General features: G+C 70.3%; 18 protein-coding genes. 5 read left to right on the top strand and 13 right to left on the bottom strand.

Features of this window, described 5'->3' with window-relative positions; translation table 11 throughout:
• Positions 1-89 precede the first annotated feature (89 nt).
• Together QNO21_RS05570 and QNO21_RS05575 are read left to right on the top strand one after the other, a co-directional pair.
• Positions 90-935: an alpha/beta hydrolase gene (locus QNO21_RS05570; protein ID WP_257514707.1), complete on the top strand. Its 846-nt coding sequence runs from the start codon at positions 90-92 to the stop codon at positions 933-935.
• 91 nt (positions 936-1,026) lie between these two features.
• The gene (locus tag QNO21_RS05575; RefSeq protein ID WP_374113639.1) at positions 1,027-1,536 is read left to right on the top strand and encodes a DoxX family protein; all 510 of its coding nucleotides are present in this window, start codon (positions 1,027-1,029) and stop codon (positions 1,534-1,536) included.
• A gap of 12 nt (positions 1,537-1,548) precedes the next feature.
• Here the strand turns inward: QNO21_RS05575 and QNO21_RS05580 are convergent, their stop codons facing one another.
• From QNO21_RS05580 to QNO21_RS05610, 7 genes are all read right to left on the bottom strand, one after another.
• Complete coding sequence (locus QNO21_RS05580; protein WP_257514698.1) at positions 1,549-1,860, bottom strand: hypothetical protein; 312 nt, start codon at positions 1,858-1,860, stop codon at positions 1,549-1,551.
• A gap of 48 nt (positions 1,861-1,908) precedes the next feature.
• A complete protein-coding gene (locus QNO21_RS05585; RefSeq protein WP_257514699.1) occupies positions 1,909-2,118 on the bottom strand; it encodes a hypothetical protein in 210 nt (69 codons plus the stop codon).
• Positions 2,119-2,480: 362 nt separating this feature from the next.
• A complete protein-coding gene (locus QNO21_RS05590) occupies positions 2,481-3,461 on the bottom strand; it encodes an HNH endonuclease signature motif containing protein (RefSeq protein ID WP_257518829.1) in 981 nt (326 codons plus the stop codon).
• Positions 3,458-3,811, bottom strand: a complete 354-nt coding sequence (locus QNO21_RS15415; protein ID WP_257518830.1) for a DUF222 domain-containing protein — start codon at positions 3,809-3,811, stop codon at positions 3,458-3,460. The genes QNO21_RS05590 and QNO21_RS15415 overlap by 4 nt, the downstream gene beginning before the upstream one ends.
• Before the next feature lie 146 nt (positions 3,812-3,957).
• A complete protein-coding gene (gene deoD / locus QNO21_RS05600) occupies positions 3,958-4,668 on the bottom strand; it encodes a purine-nucleoside phosphorylase (protein ID WP_257514701.1) in 711 nt (236 codons plus the stop codon).
• Between the two features lie 103 nt (positions 4,669-4,771).
• On the bottom strand, positions 4,772-5,011 hold the full coding sequence (locus QNO21_RS05605; protein WP_257514702.1) for a hypothetical protein: 240 nt from the start codon (positions 5,009-5,011) through the stop codon (positions 4,772-4,774).
• 39 nt (positions 5,012-5,050) lie between these two features.
• Positions 5,051-5,557 carry a DUF2087 domain-containing protein gene (locus tag QNO21_RS05610; RefSeq protein ID WP_257514703.1) on the bottom strand — a complete coding sequence of 169 codons (507 nt, stop codon included), beginning with the start codon at positions 5,555-5,557 and terminating at the stop codon, positions 5,051-5,053.
• 184 nt (positions 5,558-5,741) lie between these two features.
• Here QNO21_RS05610 and QNO21_RS05615 point away from each other — a divergent pair, with 184 nt between their 5' ends.
• The gene (locus QNO21_RS05615) at positions 5,742-6,845 is read left to right on the top strand and encodes a saccharopine dehydrogenase family protein (RefSeq protein ID WP_257514704.1); all 1,104 of its coding nucleotides are present in this window, start codon (positions 5,742-5,744) and stop codon (positions 6,843-6,845) included.
• Between the two features lie 8 nt (positions 6,846-6,853).
• On the opposite strand, the gene QNO21_RS05620 is transcribed toward QNO21_RS05615, so the two are convergent.
• Both QNO21_RS05620 and QNO21_RS05625 read right to left on the bottom strand, forming a co-directional pair.
• A complete protein-coding gene (locus QNO21_RS05620) occupies positions 6,854-7,597 on the bottom strand; it encodes a formylglycine-generating enzyme family protein (protein WP_257518831.1) in 744 nt (247 codons plus the stop codon).
• 50 nt (positions 7,598-7,647) lie between these two features.
• Complete coding sequence (locus tag QNO21_RS05625; RefSeq protein WP_257518832.1) at positions 7,648-7,908, bottom strand: DUF6458 family protein; 261 nt, start codon at positions 7,906-7,908, stop codon at positions 7,648-7,650.
• Positions 7,909-8,028: 120 nt separating this feature from the next.
• Between QNO21_RS05625 and QNO21_RS05630 the strand changes: the two genes are divergently transcribed.
• Positions 8,029-8,589 (top strand): dihydrofolate reductase family protein, encoded by a 561-nt coding sequence (locus QNO21_RS05630; protein WP_257518833.1) that lies wholly within the window; start codon positions 8,029-8,031, stop codon positions 8,587-8,589.
• Here the strand turns inward: QNO21_RS05630 and QNO21_RS05635 are convergent.
• Positions 8,571-9,341, bottom strand: a complete 771-nt coding sequence (locus QNO21_RS05635; protein ID WP_257517150.1) for an SGNH/GDSL hydrolase family protein — start codon at positions 9,339-9,341, stop codon at positions 8,571-8,573. The two genes, QNO21_RS05630 and QNO21_RS05635, sit on opposite strands and share 19 nt — an antisense overlap.
• A 24-nt stretch (positions 9,342-9,365) precedes the next feature.
• Positions 9,366-10,736 carry an MFS transporter gene (locus QNO21_RS05640; RefSeq protein WP_257518834.1) on the bottom strand — a complete coding sequence of 457 codons (1,371 nt, stop codon included), beginning with the start codon at positions 10,734-10,736 and terminating at the stop codon, positions 9,366-9,368.
• A gap of 88 nt (positions 10,737-10,824) precedes the next feature.
• Here QNO21_RS05640 and QNO21_RS05645 point away from each other — a divergent pair, with 88 nt between their 5' ends.
• Positions 10,825-11,460, top strand: a complete 636-nt coding sequence (locus tag QNO21_RS05645; protein WP_257518835.1) for a phosphoribosyltransferase — start codon at positions 10,825-10,827, stop codon at positions 11,458-11,460.
• Positions 11,461-11,483: 23 nt separating this feature from the next.
• Here QNO21_RS05645 and QNO21_RS05650 read toward each other — a convergent pair whose 3' ends face one another.
• A complete protein-coding gene (locus tag QNO21_RS05650) occupies positions 11,484-13,157 on the bottom strand; it encodes a DUF885 domain-containing protein (RefSeq protein ID WP_257518836.1) in 1,674 nt (557 codons plus the stop codon).
• Between the two features lie 45 nt (positions 13,158-13,202).
• Positions 13,203-15,842, bottom strand: a complete 2,640-nt coding sequence (gene polA, locus QNO21_RS05655) for a DNA polymerase I (protein WP_257518837.1) — start codon at positions 15,840-15,842, stop codon at positions 13,203-13,205.
• Between the last annotated feature and the right edge of the window lie 20 nt (positions 15,843-15,862).

Here is a 15,862-nt window from a genome sequence, read left to right on the forward strand (position 1 = left end):
CGGCTGGCGCCCTCGCCGCGGCGAAGTCCCGAATCCACGCCGCCTCGCCCAAGAGCAATGCCCTGTCGTCGTAAGGTCATGGCGTGCCGATGATGATGCCGTTCGTTCCGTTGCCTCTTGAGCAGGCCGACGTCGATTACGTGTACGGTCCTGATTCCTTCACGCGACTCGGTGTCCAGCCTGGCTCCATCGAGGCGATCCGTATCGACACGAGCGCGAGATTCCCCGGAACATCCAGGACCATCTGGGTGCACCGTCCGGCCGGTGTGCGCACCTCCGCCGAGTGCGCCGTGATGTTCTTCAATGACGGTTGGTGGTATCTGGACCCCGACGGGGATGTCCGTGGCGCGACCGTTCTCGACAATCTCTCTGCGGCAGGCGACCTCCCGCCGATGGTCAGTGTGTTCGTTGACCCCGGGGTTCTCCACGTCGACGCTGTGCCGATGAAGCACCGCAACGCCGAGTACGACTCCTTCGACGAGGCCTACGGCAGCTTCCTCCTCGAGGAGGTACTGCCCTTGATCGAGGACCGCTTCGCGGTCTCGTCGGACCCGATGATGCGTGGAATCTGCGGCGGGAGCAGCGGTGGCAACGCGGCCATGACAGCCGCATGGTGCCGCCCAGACGGAATAGGAAGGGTGGTCGCCTTCAACGCAAGCTTCGCTCAGATGCCTGACGGCAACCCCTTCCCCGCCTTGCTGAAGACCGAACCGCGCAGACCGACGAGGATCTTCTTGCACGCGGCTCACCGTGACCTGAACTGGAACGCTCCCGAGGACAACTGGTTCGCCGAGAACCTCGAAACAGCTGCGGCGCTCGCCCGTGCCGGATACGACTTTCGGCTCGTCGTCGGAGACGGCGGACACTCCCCCAACCACGGCGGCGTGCTGCTCCCCGACGCGTTGCGCTGGCTCTGGGCTGGGGCCGCGCGCTGAGGGCGGTAGGGAACCACGTCTCTCGCCGAGCCGCGTCCCACCGTATGTTGGGCGTACCAACGCGGCACCGAGCGGATCGTGAGGTGATGACATGAACGCAGCGCGCCGTCGCGCAGATCGCGAGTCCGCGTCGCCCACAGGCGAGCGCCCGGGCACGAGCCTTCCGCGGATGATCGCCCGATGGATGCTGGGCGCGTTTCTTCTCTTCACCGGAGTCGGCCACCTCACCTTCGCCCGCGCGTCGTTCGTCGCGCAGGTTCCCACGTGGCTCCCGCTGCCGGTCGATTTCGTAGTCCTCGCGTCAGGCGTCGTCGAGATCGCGCTGGGTCTCGCGCTGCTGGTGTGGGCGCGCCAGCGCGTGCTGATCGGGTGGCTCACCGCGGCCTTCTTCGTCGCGATCTTCCCCGGAAACATCGAACAGTTCGTCAGCGGCACGGATGCCTTCGGGCTGGACACAGATCTCTCCCGTGGCATCCGCCTGCTCTTCCAGCCGTTGCTGGTGATCTGGGCGCTCTGGTCCACCGGCGCGTGGCGAGCGTGGCGTGCCCGACGCACGAGGCCACGCGTCCATCGTTCGGACCACGAAGCACGAGAGCTCTGACTCCCCCGCTCCCTACGTTCGCCCCAGCTCGCGTCGGGCGGCCTTCAACGCTGACTCGTATGCCTCCTTCTGCTCCCGAGCCTCGGGCCGTTCGCGACGGATGCCATAGCCTTCGGCACCTGGTTCGGCGACGAACACCTCGGTCCGCCCGAGCGCCTCGATCGCGTCCACGGTCGAGGTGACCGCTCCCCTGGTCTGCGCGTCGGCGGCCAGAGCCCTGTTCGACTTGCGATAGCTGAGCACAGCGACGATCAGCGCGCCGACGCCGGTCAGGGCGCCCACCAAGGAGCCGATGCTCGAGATCCAGTCCGTCACCGAAGGCATGGCGCAACGATAGCGACCGCCGGTCGCGCGGGGTGACCCTTCATGCCGTCACTTCCGGCCGCTCGTCGCACGCTCGTTGCCGTGCTTGTAGTTGCCGGTGACCCGAGCCATCAGCTGCTGGGGGTCCGACCGCTGGACGTCGTCAAGGAATCTGCTGGCAGCCGACTTTCGGAGCGTCGTCGCGAGCCGGCCGTTATGCCGGATCACAACCTGGTCGCCGCGCACCGTGAACTCGAAACCGCTCGGTCTCCCCGCCATGGCACAAGCATGCACCACGGAAACCTCGATCTCGCGCCTTTGCTGACCCACCCGGCCACCGTACTGGCGGTGGGCGTCGACGCGCTGACGCAGCCCACTCCCCTGCCGGCTCGGTCAGTCCCCCGCGCTCGGCGGCAGGACGTCCCGCTCCCCGCGCACGGAGACGACGTCCAGCCGCGGATCGTTGTGCAGCTGACCCTGCGGCCGGTGGAGATCGGTGAACGGCAGAAAAAGCCTCAGCATCGGCAGTTCGCGGTGTGATCGCGGAACGAACTCTCGCGCAGCGCTGGGCGAGCCCTCTCGTGTCAGACCTGTGACGTCGTCGTCCGTGGTGCGAAGGTACCGTCTCGGGCGCCCGGACCTCAGAACGGGGGTGGGTCTTCGGTGGCCGTCAGGGCGGTGAATTCGAGGACGCGTCGTGGGATGTCGAGGTGGATCCGCCCGGTGGGGCTGGTCCATTCGAGGATGCCGTGGGGTTTCTGGGTCACGGTCCAGGCGCTGGCGTGTTTGAGGGTGTGGTGGCGGACGCAGAGGTTGGCAAGGTTGCACACGTCGGTGGGTCCGCCTCGGGCGTGGTCGAGGGTGTGGTCGTGGTCGCAGTAGTACACGGGCCTTCGGCATCCGGGGAACCGGCAGTGCTCGTCGCGGGCGTCGAGGTGCCTGCGCTGTGCCCGGTTGGGCCGGTAGGTGTCGACGTGCTGCACGGCGCCGGTGGTCGGGGAGGTGAACACCCGTTCCCAGAGGTCGGCGGTCGCGGCCAGGCGGCGGGCGGTGTCGGGGTCGATGGGCCCGTATCCGATGAGTTCGGCCGGTGCGGTGCCTTCGCCGGTGAGGGTGTCGACGGGGATGATGATCTGCACGTGGGCGGTGATAGCTTGCCCGGCGGGGGTGCTGCTCGAGGAGACGGGTGTGGTCGCGTGGCCGGTGAGCAGCAGGTCGGTGAGGGCGTCGGCCCGGACCTGGTCGGCGGTGCGGGCATCCGTCGCTGCAGAGACGGTGTCCGCCGGCTCTTCCGCCACAGGATCCGCCGTGGCGCGCCGGGCGGCAATCACCTCGCGGGCGTGCTGGGTGAGCCGGTCGCGGATCGCGTACGCCAGCGCCGCGGGGAGTACCGCGGCAAGTTCCGCCATGCCGTCGTCGAGGTCCCGCACCCACACCCGGCGCCCGGCGGCGGCCTCGGCGTGACGCTCGGCGAGGGGTACGGGGTGCAGTTTCTGCGCGATCATCGCGATGATCGGCTTCGCCCGCCCCGGGGTCTCCCGCTCACACACCACCAGGGCGGCTTGTTCGAATCGGGCGCGCGCGTCGGGGTCGGTGATGCGGGCGCCGGCATCCTGAATCAACGCACGTGCGAAGTGTCGATGGCCCCCGACCGCAGCGCCGCGACGGTCGCGGGGAACCCGGTCACCAGGACGGTGGCGTCATGCAACCGGTCCTGGATCACACGGTCGGACCGGCGCAGCACCGTGCCGACTTCGGCGGCCATCTCCCGCAGCGGCATCTCCCGCTCCCGGCCCGCGCTGGACGGCACCCGGGCGGTCTGCTCGGCGGCGATCGCGTCCGCCCGGGCCAGCAATCCGAGTTCCTCGGCCTGCAACGCCGCGATCCGCGCCCGGATGCGCTCCAACTCCCGCAGCACCGCACCACGCGACCGCGTATCGCGTCTCCTGGGGGCTGCCGGTCGGGTGCTCATACCCACAATTCTGCCGAGGGCCACCGACATTGGACGGCGCTAAAGCCCAGGCCAACGCGGGTTTGTGGATAACTTCTCTCGGCATCCGCCTGTGGAGGAAACGCCGACGACCCGAAGCCCCGAGCCCCGAGCCGCCCCGCCAACCCTCAGCTCGTAGCCGCCCGCAGGGCGATGCGGATCATGTCCCCGAACGTCTGCTCACGCTCGTGGGCCGTCGTCTCCGCGCCGGTGACGAGATGGTCCGAGACGGTACAGATGCTCAGCGCGCGCCGTCCGTAGTACGCGGCGAGGGTGTACAGGCCGCTCGTCTCCATCTCCACACCGAGAACGCCGTGGCGCACCAACGGCTCTGTCAGCTCTGCACGTGTCGTGTAGAACTGATCGCTCGAGAAGAGGGGGCCGACGTGCACGGCGGATGCCGGCGGTTCTGCCTCGCTCGCAGCGACGGCGGCCCGCAGCAGACCGAAGTCCGCGACGGGGGCGTAGTCGAGTCCGTGGAAGCGCACCCGATTGATCGCCGAATCGGTGCTGGCTCCGTTGGCGATGATGATGTCGCGCAGCGCGACCCGCTCGGTGAGCGCTCCGCACGACCCCACGCGCACGATCGTCTCCACGCCGTAGGACTCCATCAGCTCGTTGGCGTAGATCGCCATCGACGGCTGCCCCATCCCCGAACCCTGTACCGAGACGCGACGCCCCTCCCACGTGCCGGTGAAGCCGAGCATCCCGCGGGTCTGCGAGTACAGCTCGGCGCCGTCGAGAAAGGTCTCGGCGATCCACTTCGCCCGCAGCGGGTCTCCGGGAAACAGCATGATGGGGGCGATCTGGCCGGGTTCGGCCGCGATGTGGGTGCTCATCCGCTCACCGTAGCGAGTCGACCTGGACGCCCCGGCAGAGCCGCGAATGCCACGCCAGCCCGTGCGCCGACCCGCAAGGACGTGTCGCGATCGCCCCGCCGGGTCAGGGCAGGTGGTCGGGGTCCAGCGGCGGCAGGCCGCGCGCGGCAACTTCCCTGTCGTTCGCCGACCACACGTATGCCAAGACAGCGAACAGCGCCGCGGGGAAGACAGCGGCCACGACGAATACGGTGAGCCCCACCAGCGCGCCCTGGCTGTTGCCGATGCCGACGGCGGTACTCCCCAGCCCCGTGAAGACAAGCACCACGATGAACAGCAGGCGCCTGCGATGGTCCCGGTTCATCGGCATCCCTTGATCTCCACAGTCCCGACCGTCGCCACGCTACGCGGGTGCTGCGGTGTAGCGCGACCCGTCCGGGGACCTTCGGACGAGATCGTGGTCCACGAGGTAGCGCCTCAGCGTGGCGACGTCGGTGGAATGCCGCTCCAGCCGTTCATTCAGTTCGCGCTCGGTCAGCACCTCACCCCCCGGCAGTATCTGCTCGGCGACGTGGGCCAGAAGATCCCGACGATCCTTCGCATTGGCCGGGTAGCGGTCGATCACTCCGTTCGGGGTGAGAAAGCGTTCGACCCCCGTCGGACGAGCCCGCCGCGGCGCGGCCGCCAGCAGCCCCCGGAACACGTCGGTCGCGGTCCAGCGGCCCTCGCCGTGAGCGACCAACCCGGCCGACAGCAGCGTTTCCAGGGCGCTCTTCCGCCGGGACGGGCTGAGGTCATCGCCGGGGTCGCCCTGCTCGAGCACGATCTGGGCGTACACACGGCGTGTGGCGGGGTTGTTGAGGGCGGCCAGGACCGGCCGGATATCGGGATCGGCTGCGTCGTTCGCCATCCTGCGACGATAGCGGCGAGGAGCGGCGGCCCGAGAACCGGACGGTCGACTCAGGCCAGCGCGGATGCAACCACAGCCCCCGATCCGCGGGCGACGCTGGACTTCACGCACCGGAGCGGGCACGATTCCCGGAGGGCGGGACTCACGACGCCGTCGTCTCGTGAGCCGCCGACGAGGAGGATCGATGTCGTCCAAGATCGTGGTTCTGGGAGCGACGGGATACACCGGGGCGCTCATCGTCGAGGCGCTGGTGCGCCGCGGCGAGCAGCCACTGCTCGCAGGCCGTGATGCCGCGAAGCTGTCGGCGCTGTCGGCGCGGCATGCAGACCTTCCGACGCAGACGGTGGATGCGACCGACGCCGCCGACGTGACGAGGCTGCTGGAACCGGGCGACGTGCTGATCACGACGGTCGGCCCCTTCGAGCGCCTCGGCTGGGCAGCCGCGGAGGCCGCAGTCGACGCCGGCGCCCACTACATCGACACCACCGGCGAGGTCGGGTTCGTGCGCGAGCTGCAGCGCCGCCACGATGAGCGGGCGCGTGCCGCCGGCATCGCGATGCTGCCGGCGTTCGGCTACGACTACGTTCCCGGCATGCTGGCCGGCGCGCTGGCCCTGGAACGAGCCGGTGTCGCGGCGACCGCGGTGCGCATCGGCTACTTCGCGACCGGATCGATGCGCAACGGCATCAGCCGCGGCACGCGGGCCACGATGGCCGAGGGCATGCTGCTGCCCACGGTGGTGCGCCGCGACGGTCAACTGCAGGAGGTGCGCACCGGCAGCCGCACGCAGCCTTTCCAGGTGCGCGGTGACGAGCGCACCGGCATCCTCGTCTCAGGAACCGAGGCGCTGTTCCTCCCCGAGCACTACCCCGGGGTGCAGACGGTGGAGGACTACAACGGCTGGTTCTCGGGCATGGCGCGGGTCATGCCGGTGGCTTCGCGCGTGCTCGGTGCTGTCGCCGCCATTCCCGGCGGGCGCCCGCTGATCGAGCGCCTCACCTCCGCGGACGACGACGCCTCCCCCGGGCCCGACGAGCAGGAGCGCGCGCGCACCCGCAGTCACGTCGTCGCGATCGCTGCGGACCAGAACGACGCCACAGTGGCCGAAGTGCACCTGGAGGGGCCGAGCGCCTACAGCCTGACCGCGGAGCTCATGGCGAAGGCGGCGGAGTCGCTGCTGGACGGGCGCGTGAACGCCGCCGGGGTGACCGGCCCCCTGCAGGCCTACGGTCTGTCGGGCCTCGAGAGCCTGTGCCGCGACGTGGGATTGGCGGAGCTCCCCCGCTGACGCATTGCCTACCGCCGCGGCGTCCACCCCGGCGGCAGCGGCTCGTCCGTCAGCGCGCGCTCACGGTCTGCCGCGGCCGACCAGCCCTGCGCGGCATCCACCGCGTCGAACCCGCCGCGCGCGAGGCGCAGACCGACGTCGTCGTGGTGCATGCGCGGGGCGCCGCCGCGGCGCGTCGAAGCGCGCACGCTCCATGCGTCGTCGGCGAACCCGCCGCCGCGGAAGACCCGGTAGTCGCCGTAGCGGGCGGGATCGAGCAGATCCCAGCACCACTCCCAGACGTTGCCGAGGGTGTCGAACAGGCCGTTGAGGTTCGGCAGCTTGCCGCCGACGTTCTGCGGGGTCGTGCAGCCGTCGGCAGCGGTCCACGCGACCTCCGCCAGCGGCCCGTAGTGGGGCCCGGTCGAGCCGGCGCGGCAGGCGAACTCCCACTCCGCCTCGGTAGGCAGGCGGTAGCCGTCACTGTCGACGTGCCACGTCACGTCTTCGCCCTCGAACGTGTAGGCGGGGTCGAGGCCCTCCCACTCGGATGCCGCGTTGCACAGTCGCACCGCGCGCAGCCAGCTCAGATCGGTCGCCGGCCGCCGCGGGTGGGGCGCCTGCTCCCCCAGCAGCTCGGCGACCTGTTCGCGGGTGACCGGGTACACCCCGATCTCGAACGGCTCGAGCCGGATCGTCCACCGGCGCTCGCGCCGCGCGTCGTGGAGCATGACGGTGCCCCCGGCGATCCGTGCCATTTCGATGTCGCCCACAGGGGCACTCTAACGGCGGTCGCGCGGGGGCACCGGTCGTGCAGGATGGGTCAGAGGACCTCGTCGCCCGAGGTCGTCGTCGAGCGGCGCGTGACGCGCTTGCCGCCGGCGGGGTCGACCGCCGTGCGCGACACGGTCTCGGTCGAGCGGCGACGCGCGAGCAGCACGATGCCGATGAGCAAGACCAGCGCCCCGGCGCCCATCAGGATGTAGCCGATCATGTCGAGGTTGACGAAGTCGATCTCGACGTTGACGGCGAAGACGAGGATCGCTCCGATGGCGAAGAGCGCGATTCCGGCTCCGATGCTCATGGCAGTTCCTTTCGGGTCAGGTGACTTCCGAATACTGGCCGAGGCGCTGCGGGAGCAAGGACTACTTGACACCGGCACCGGTGATGTGCCCTGCCGGGCCCGAGCGCTAGCGTTGCGTTCATGGCACGCGTGATCTTCTACACGGCGACGACGCTCGACGGGTACCTCGCCGACGCGTCCGATTCCCTCGACTGGCTCTTCGCCGTCCCCGGCGGCGAGGGCGGCGACGCCGACTTCCACGCCTTCCTCGACGGCATCGGCGTGCTCGTGCAGGGCTCGGCCACCTACGAATGGGTACTGGGGCACGAGGACCTGCTCGACCACCCCGAGCGCTGGCCCACGTTCTACGGGCCGCGCCCGACCTGGGTGTTCACCTCGCGCACCCTTCCCGACGTACCCGGTGCCGACATCCGGTTCGCATCCGGCCCGGTGTCCGACGCCTGGCCGCAGATCCGTGACGCGGCAGGCGACCTGGACGTCTGGGTGGTGGGGGGTGGAGATCTCGCCGGCCAGTTCGCCGACGCCGGGCTGCTCGACGAGATCCGGGTATCGGTCGCCCCTGCGACGCTGGGTGAGGGCAAGCCGCTGCTTCCCCGCCGGCTGGGACCCGACCGGCTCACGCTCACCGGGGTGCGCCGCGCGGGCCAGTTCGCCGAGCTGACCTACGCCGTGCGGTCCTGAGTCGGGCTGATCTCGGTCCACTCCGCGTACTTCGGCTGGCGGCCGTCTCCGGAGGACGTGCGGGTGAGCCGACGGCGCACCCACGGAGCGACGTGGGCGCGGTAGTAGGCCGCCCCGCTCAGCCCGGGCGGCGGCAGGTCGGGCAGCGACCACCAGTCGTCGGGAACGGCGAGGCCGAGGGCGTCCAGTACGCGGGCGGCAACCCGGTGGTGTCCGCGATGGTTCATGTGCAGCCGGTCCTCCGACCAGTACGGCGGGGTCGACAGTTCCCGGTCGGGCCAGTTGAGCGCCCGGATGATGTCGGGCCGATCGGCGACGCGCTGTACGACGGCCGCAGACAGCAGGTCCCCGCGGCGCTGGATCACGCGGCTGAGGGGAAGCTGACCCGACGGGTTCGCGCCGGAGAGCAGGATGACCTGCACGCCCTCCTCGTCGCAGCGGCGCAGCACCTGTGAGAAGGAATCGACCACGCGCGTGACAGAGGCGCGCGGCCGCAGGATGTCGTTGCCGCCGCCGTTGAACGACAGATGCGTCGGCTTCAGCGCGAGCGCCGGCTCCAGTTGCTCGGCGATGATGGGGTCGATCAGCTTGCCGCGGATGGCCAGGTTGGCGTACTGGATCGGTTGCCCCACGGCATCCGCCCACCCCTGAGCGACGAGGTCGGCCCAGCCACGCGGCCGGCCGTCGGGCAGGTCGTCGCCGACTCCCTCGGTGAATGAATCGCCGATTGCGACGTAGCGTACGGATGCCATCGGCTCAGCCTACGCGGCGCGGCGTCACCGGTCGTCGAGGGCGAGTCCGCGTCTGTCCGCGAGCCCCCACGCGGCCGCGGCGGCGATGACGAAGAAGGCCGCGAACACGACGAACAGCACCGGCGCTCCGCCCAGGCCCAGCAGCAGCGGGACCGTGAGCGGCGCGATGATCGACGCGATGCGGCCGACTCCGGCGGCCCAGCCGGATCCTGTCGCGCGCAGCGACGTGGGATACATCTCGGGTGTGACGGCGTACAGCGCGCCCCATGCGCCCAGGTTGAAGAACGACAGTGCCATGCCGGTGGCGATGATCGCGACCTCACCCGTGGCGGTGCCGAAGAGCACCGCGGAGACGGCCGAGCCCACGAGGAACACCGAAAGCGTCATGCGCCGCCCCCACACCTCGATGAGCCACGCCGCGACGGCGTAGCCGGGAAGCTGAGCGAGGGTGATCAGCAGAGTGAAGCCGAAGGACCGCACGAGGTCGTACCCCTGGGCGACGAGGATGGTCGGGATCCAGATGAAGGCGCCGTAGTACGAGAAGTTGACGCAGAACCACACCGCCCACAGGCTCGCGGTGCGCAGGCGGAACTCCGGTGCCCACAGCCCCGCCAGGCGCTGCCCGGTACCCACGGCCGCCGGAGCCGGGACGGACGAGCCGGCGACGGGGCGGCTCGTCGGGACGGGAGCCGAGTCGGCAGGGACGCCTGCGGCATCCTCGAAGGTCCGCACGATCGCGTCGGCCTCTTCGGTCCTCCCCCGCCGCTCGAGCCAGCGGGGCGATTCGGGCAGACGCCACCGCACGATGAGGGCGTAGACGGCGGGGATCGCGCCGATGAGGAACGCCCAGCGCCAGCCGTCGTCCGACCCGGGGATCACGAGGTAGCCGATGAGGGCGGCGGCGGTCCAACCGACGGCCCAGAACGCCTCGAGGATCACGATCAGCCGACCGCGGATGCGCGCCGGCGCGAACTCGCTGACGTACGTGCTCGCCACCGGCAGCTCGGCGCCGAGGCCGAGGCCGACGAAGAACCGCAGCACGAGCAGCATCGCCAGGCCGCCGACGAGGGCGCTCGCGCCGGTGGCGATGCCGTAGACCAGCAGAGTGAGGGCGAACACCTGCCGGCGCCCGAACCGGTCGGCCAGCAGGCCGCCCAGACTCGCGCCGATGGCCATGCCGACGAACCCGATCGACGCGATCCACGCCGTCTCGCCGGGCTCCAGCGACCACTGCACCGCCAGCGCCGCGATGATGAACGAGATGAGGCCGACATCCATCGCATCCAGAGCCCAGCCGATGCCGGATCCGGTGAGCACCCGCAGGTGGGGGCGGGTGAACGGCAGACGGTCCAGGCGCTCCGACGCGGTTGCGGGAGTGGTGGGCGCGTCGGTCATACCGACATCGTACGGAGGCAGCGGGGCAGCGATGCACGTATGACGACGGCGGTGTTCCCGAACCATGCGGCGGGCGTACGGTGGGCGCGTGGCCGAGTACGCCGACCGGGCAGCAGCGGGCGCCGCCCTGGTGCAGAGCCTCGCCGCATGGCGTGGTTCCGACGCGATAGTCGTCGGCATCCCCCGCGGCGGCATCGTGGTGGCTGCGGCCGTCGCCCGGGCGCTCGGCCTGCCGCTGACCGCGGTGGCGGTGCGCAAGCTCGGCATCCCGTCGCAGCCAGAGGTCGCGGCGGGAGCGATCGCCGCCGATGCGAGGGTCATCAACCCCGACGCGGTTCGCGCCGGGGGGGTGACTCCCGGCCAGCTGGCCGACATCGAGCGCATCGAGACGGCGGAGCTGCAGCGGCGCACGGCGCGCTACGGCGCTGACGTCGCGGCCGTCGCAGGACGCACTGCCATCGTCGTGGACGACGGCGTCGCCACCGGCGCGACGGCCTTGGCAGCCTGCCGCGCGCTGCGCGCACGGGGTGCAGCGCGCATCGTGCTGGCGGCGCCGGTCGCGCCGGCACGATGGCGTCCGCCGGCCGACGCGGCCGACGAGTGGGTGTGTCCGTTTCAGCCGCGCGACTTCTGGGCGGTGGGTGCGCACTACGACGACTTCGCGCAGACCGATGACGCGGAGGTCGTGGCTCTGCTGCACGACCCCCGCGCCCGCGGTCACTGACGCCCGGTCGGCGCTCCGGACACTCAGCCGCGCAGGGCGGCCCGCAGCGTGTCCAGTCCCACGCCGCCGATGTCGAGGGCGCGCTTGTGGAACCGCTTGATCGAGAAGTCCTCGCCCTCGCGCTCGGCGACCTCGTCGCGCAGCTGCTCCCAGATCCGCTGACCGACCTTGTACGCCGGCGCCTGGCCGGGCCAGCCGAAGTACCGGTTGACCTCGAACCGCACGAACTCCTCGGGCATGTTGACGTTGCGCATCATGAACTCCAGCGCGTAGTCGTAGTCCCATGTACCGGTGCCGTCCAGGCGCGGCTTCTGCAGGTGCACGCCGATGTCGAGCACGACGCGGGCCGCGCGCATGCGCTGTCCGTCGAGCATGCCGAGGCGGTCGGCCGGGTCATCGAGGTATCCGAGCTGCTCCATGAGGCGCTCGGCGTACAGCGCCCAGCCCTCGGCGTGGCCGCTCGTGCCGGCCAAGAGGCGCCGCCAGCTGTTCAGCTGCGCGCGGTTGTAGACCGCCTGCGAGATCTGCAGGTGATGACCCGGGACCCCCTCGTGGTACACCGTCGTGAGTTCACGCCACGTGTCGAAGCGGTCCACGCCCTCGGGCACCGACCACCACATGCGGCCCGGACGGGAGAAGTCGTCGGTCGGCCCGGTGTAGTAGATGCCGCCCTCGTTGGTCGGGGCGATCATGCATTCCAGGCGCCGGATGGGCTCGGCGATGTCGAAGTGGGTGCGTCCGAGCTCCTCGACGGCGCGGTCGCTGGTCTCCTGCATCCACCGCTGCAGCGCTTCGGTGCCGTGCAGCTGGCGCGCGGGGTCTGCTTCGAGGAGGGCGACCGCTTCTTCGACGGTGGCGTCGGGCGAGATCTGCCGGGCGATGGACTCCTGCTCGGCGACCATGCGCGCGAGCTCTTCGATCCCCCACTCGTACGTCTCGTCGAGGTCGATCTCGGCGCCGAGGAAGCGGCGCGAGTGCAGGGCGTAGAGCTCGCGGCCCACGGCATCCTGCTCGCTCGCCTCGGGGGCGAGCTCCGAGGACAGGAACAACGACAGCCGCTCATAGGCGACGCGGGCGGCGTTGGCGTTGTCGGTGAGCTCCCGTGCGAGGGATGCCGGCAGGTGCCCCTCGGCGGGAGCGGCCTCGGCGGCGAAGGTCGAGAAGAAGCCGCGGTCCTCGGTGTAACGGCCGATCTGAGTGACGACCTCGAGCACCTGGCGGCGTGCCGGCACAACGCCGGTGGCGATGCCCTCACGCAGGGTCTCGATGTACCCGGTGATCGCCTGCGGGAGCGCCTTCAGACGTGCCGAGACGACGCCCCAGTCCTCGACCGTGTCGGTCGGCATGAGGTCGAACGCCGACCGCAGATCCTGGGCGGGCGAGGCGATGACGTTGAGGTCGCGCAGGTGCGCCTTGGCATCGTGCAGCTCGAGCTGCAGGCGCAGCTCGCGGCTGAGGTCCGCCTTCGTGACGACGTCGATCTCGTCGACGGTGTCGGCGGTCTCGAGCTCGGCGAGGGTGGCGCGCGCGGCCTGGGCGGCGCGCTCGGTGCCGGCCGGCGACAGGTCGTCGAAGCGGTCGTTGTACTCGGTGCGGCCGATGTAGGTGGCCAGCATCGGGGACAGTTCGGCGAGGGTGTCCACCCACGCGTCCGCGATCTCGTCGATCCGGGTCGTGGGGCGCGAGGTGTCAGTCATCCTTTGAGCCTAGAACGCCCGGGGGCGTGCACACGAACCGGGCGGTCAGTGACCTGCTTCGTCCCAGTCCGCGCCGCGGCCGATCTGCACGTCCAGCGGCACCGAGAGCTCTGCGGCATCGCCCATGCGCTCGCGCACGATCCGCTCGGCGGCATCCCACTCCCCCGGAGCCACCTCGACCACCAGTTCGTCGTGGATCTGCAGCAGCACCCGCGACCGCAGCTGCTGCTGGGCGAACTCGGCGTGGATGCGGAAGAGGGCGATCTTCATGATGTCCGCCGCGCTCCCCTGGATCGGGGCGTTGAGCGCGGCGCGCTCGGCGTTCTCGCGCAGCACCCTGTTGGGGCTCGAGAGGTCGGGGAACGGGCGGCGGCGGCCGAAGATCGTCTCGGTGTAGCCGTCGATCTTTGCCTGCTCGACCGACGAGCGCAGGTAATCGCGCACGGCGCCGAAACGGGCGAAGTACTCCAGCATGAGGCCCTTCGCCTCGGACTGCTCGATGCGCAGCTGCTTGGACAGGCCGAACGCCGACAGGCCGTACACGAGCCCGTACGACATGGCCTTGACCTTGGTGCGCATGGCCGGCGTGACGTCTTCGGGCGCGACGTGGAACACGCGGGCACCCACGAAGCGGTGCAGGTCCTCGCCCGAGTTGAAGGCCTCGATGAGGCCGGGGTCGCCGGAGAGGTGCGCCATGATGCGCATCTCGATCTGCGAGTAGTCCGCCGTCAGCAGCGTCTCGTATCCCTCCCCCACCTGGAAGGCGGCGCGGATGCGGCGGCTCTCGGAGGTGCGGATCGGGATGTTCTGCAGGTTCGGGTCGGTGCTCGACAGGCGCCCGGTCTGGCTGCCGGTCTGCACGTAGGTCGTGTGGATGCGTCCGTCGGCGGCGATCGCGGTGTCGAGCGACTCGATGATCTGCCGCAGCTTCGTGGCCTCGCGGTGCTGCAGCAGCTGGTCGAGGAACGGGTGCGGATTGGTCTCCTGCAGGTCCGCGAGCACGGCGGCATCCGTGGAGTACCCGGTCTTGGTCTTACGGGTCTTCGGCAGCTGCAGCTGCTCGAACAGCACCTCCTGCAGCTGCTTGGGCGAGCCGAGGTTCACCTCGCGCTCGATGGTCGCGTAGGCCTGCTGAGCGATGGCGTCGGCCCGGGCAGCCAGTTCGCCCGAGAACGCGGAGAGCTTCTCGTGCGAGACCGCGACGCCGGCGAGCTCCATGTCGGCGAGGGTCAGCAGCGTCGGCAGCTCGATGTCGGCGAGGACGGATGCCACGCTCTGCGGCAGCTCGTCACGCAGCGCATCGGCCACCCGCAGCGTGAACCACGACACCTGACCGGGGGTCGCGCCCTCGGTCTCGGGCACCAGCTGGGTGGGATCGGCCTCCGGGAGCTTCTCGCCCAGGTACCGGTCGACGAGGTCCGAGAGGTTCTTGTCGGGGAAGCTCGGGCGCAGCAGCCATCCGGCGACGATCGCGTCGAACACGAGACCGCCGAGCGCGGCACCGGCGCGGCGGAGCGCCTTGACCTGGGGCTTGGCGTCGGAGAGCACCTTCGGCGCGTCCGAGGCCAGCCACGGGGTCAGCACGGCGGCGGTCTCGTCGTTCCAGGCGACCTCGACGGCGGCGTCGGCGGTGGCAAGACCCACTCGCTGCGGCAGGCCGCCGGAGACCGTGACGGTCACGGCCACCTCGCCGCTCGTGGCATCCAGCCATTCCGAGAGTCCCGCTGCATCGGTCTCGGCAGGCGTCGGAGCGGTGGCTGCGGGCACGGCGTCGGGGCCCGGCCCCGGGTCGATGGCGCCGGCGGCCTCGAACACCCGCGGCAGGAGCGTGCGGAACTCCAGGCGGGCGAAGATGTCGCGCACGGCCTGGGCGTCGATGGGCTGCACCGCGAGGTCCTGCGGAGTGACGGGCAGCTCGACATCGCGCAACAGGCGGTTGAGGGTGCGGTTGCGGCGTACATCGTCGAGGTGGTCGCGCAGGTTCCCCCCGACGACGCCCTTGATCTCTCCCGAGCGCTCGAGCAGCGCGTCGAGCGTGCCGTACTGGGTGAGCCACTTGACCGCCGTCTTCTCCCCCACCTTCGGCACGCCGGGGAGGTTGTCGCTGGTCTCGCCCACGAGGGCCGCGATGTCGGGGTAGTTCTCCGGCGGCAGACCGTACTTCTCGACCACCGCTGCGGGGTCGTAGCGCTTCAGCTGCGACACGCCCTGCACGCTCGGGTACAGCAGGGTGATGTCGTCGTTCACGAGCTGGATGGTGTCGCGGTCGCCGGAGCACACGAGCACGTGGAAACCGGCGGCGGCCCCCTCGGTGGCGAGGGTGGCGAGGATGTCGTCGGCCTCGAAGTCCTCCTTCTGCAGCACCGTGATGTTCATGGCCTGCAGGCATTCCTGCAGCAGCGGGATCTGCCCCTTGAACTCCGCCGGCGATTCCGAGCGGTTCGCCTTGTACTCCGCGTACTCGCGGGTGCGGAACGACTGCCGCGAGGTGTCGAAGGCGACCGCCACGTGCGTGGGCTTCTCGGCCTTCAACAGGTTCACGAACATCGACAGGAACCCGTAGATCCCGTTGGTGTGCTGACCGTCCTTGGTGGTGAAGTTGTCCACCGGAAGGGCGAAGAACGCCCGATATGCCAGGGAATGGCCGTCGACGATCAGAAGGGTAGGCTTTGCGGCATCCGTCACCCATCCAGCCTAACGAGCAG

The organism is Microbacterium sp. zg-Y818 (genome assembly GCF_030246905.1).
Classification (GTDB): Bacteria; Actinomycetota; Actinomycetes; order Actinomycetales; family Microbacteriaceae; genus Microbacterium.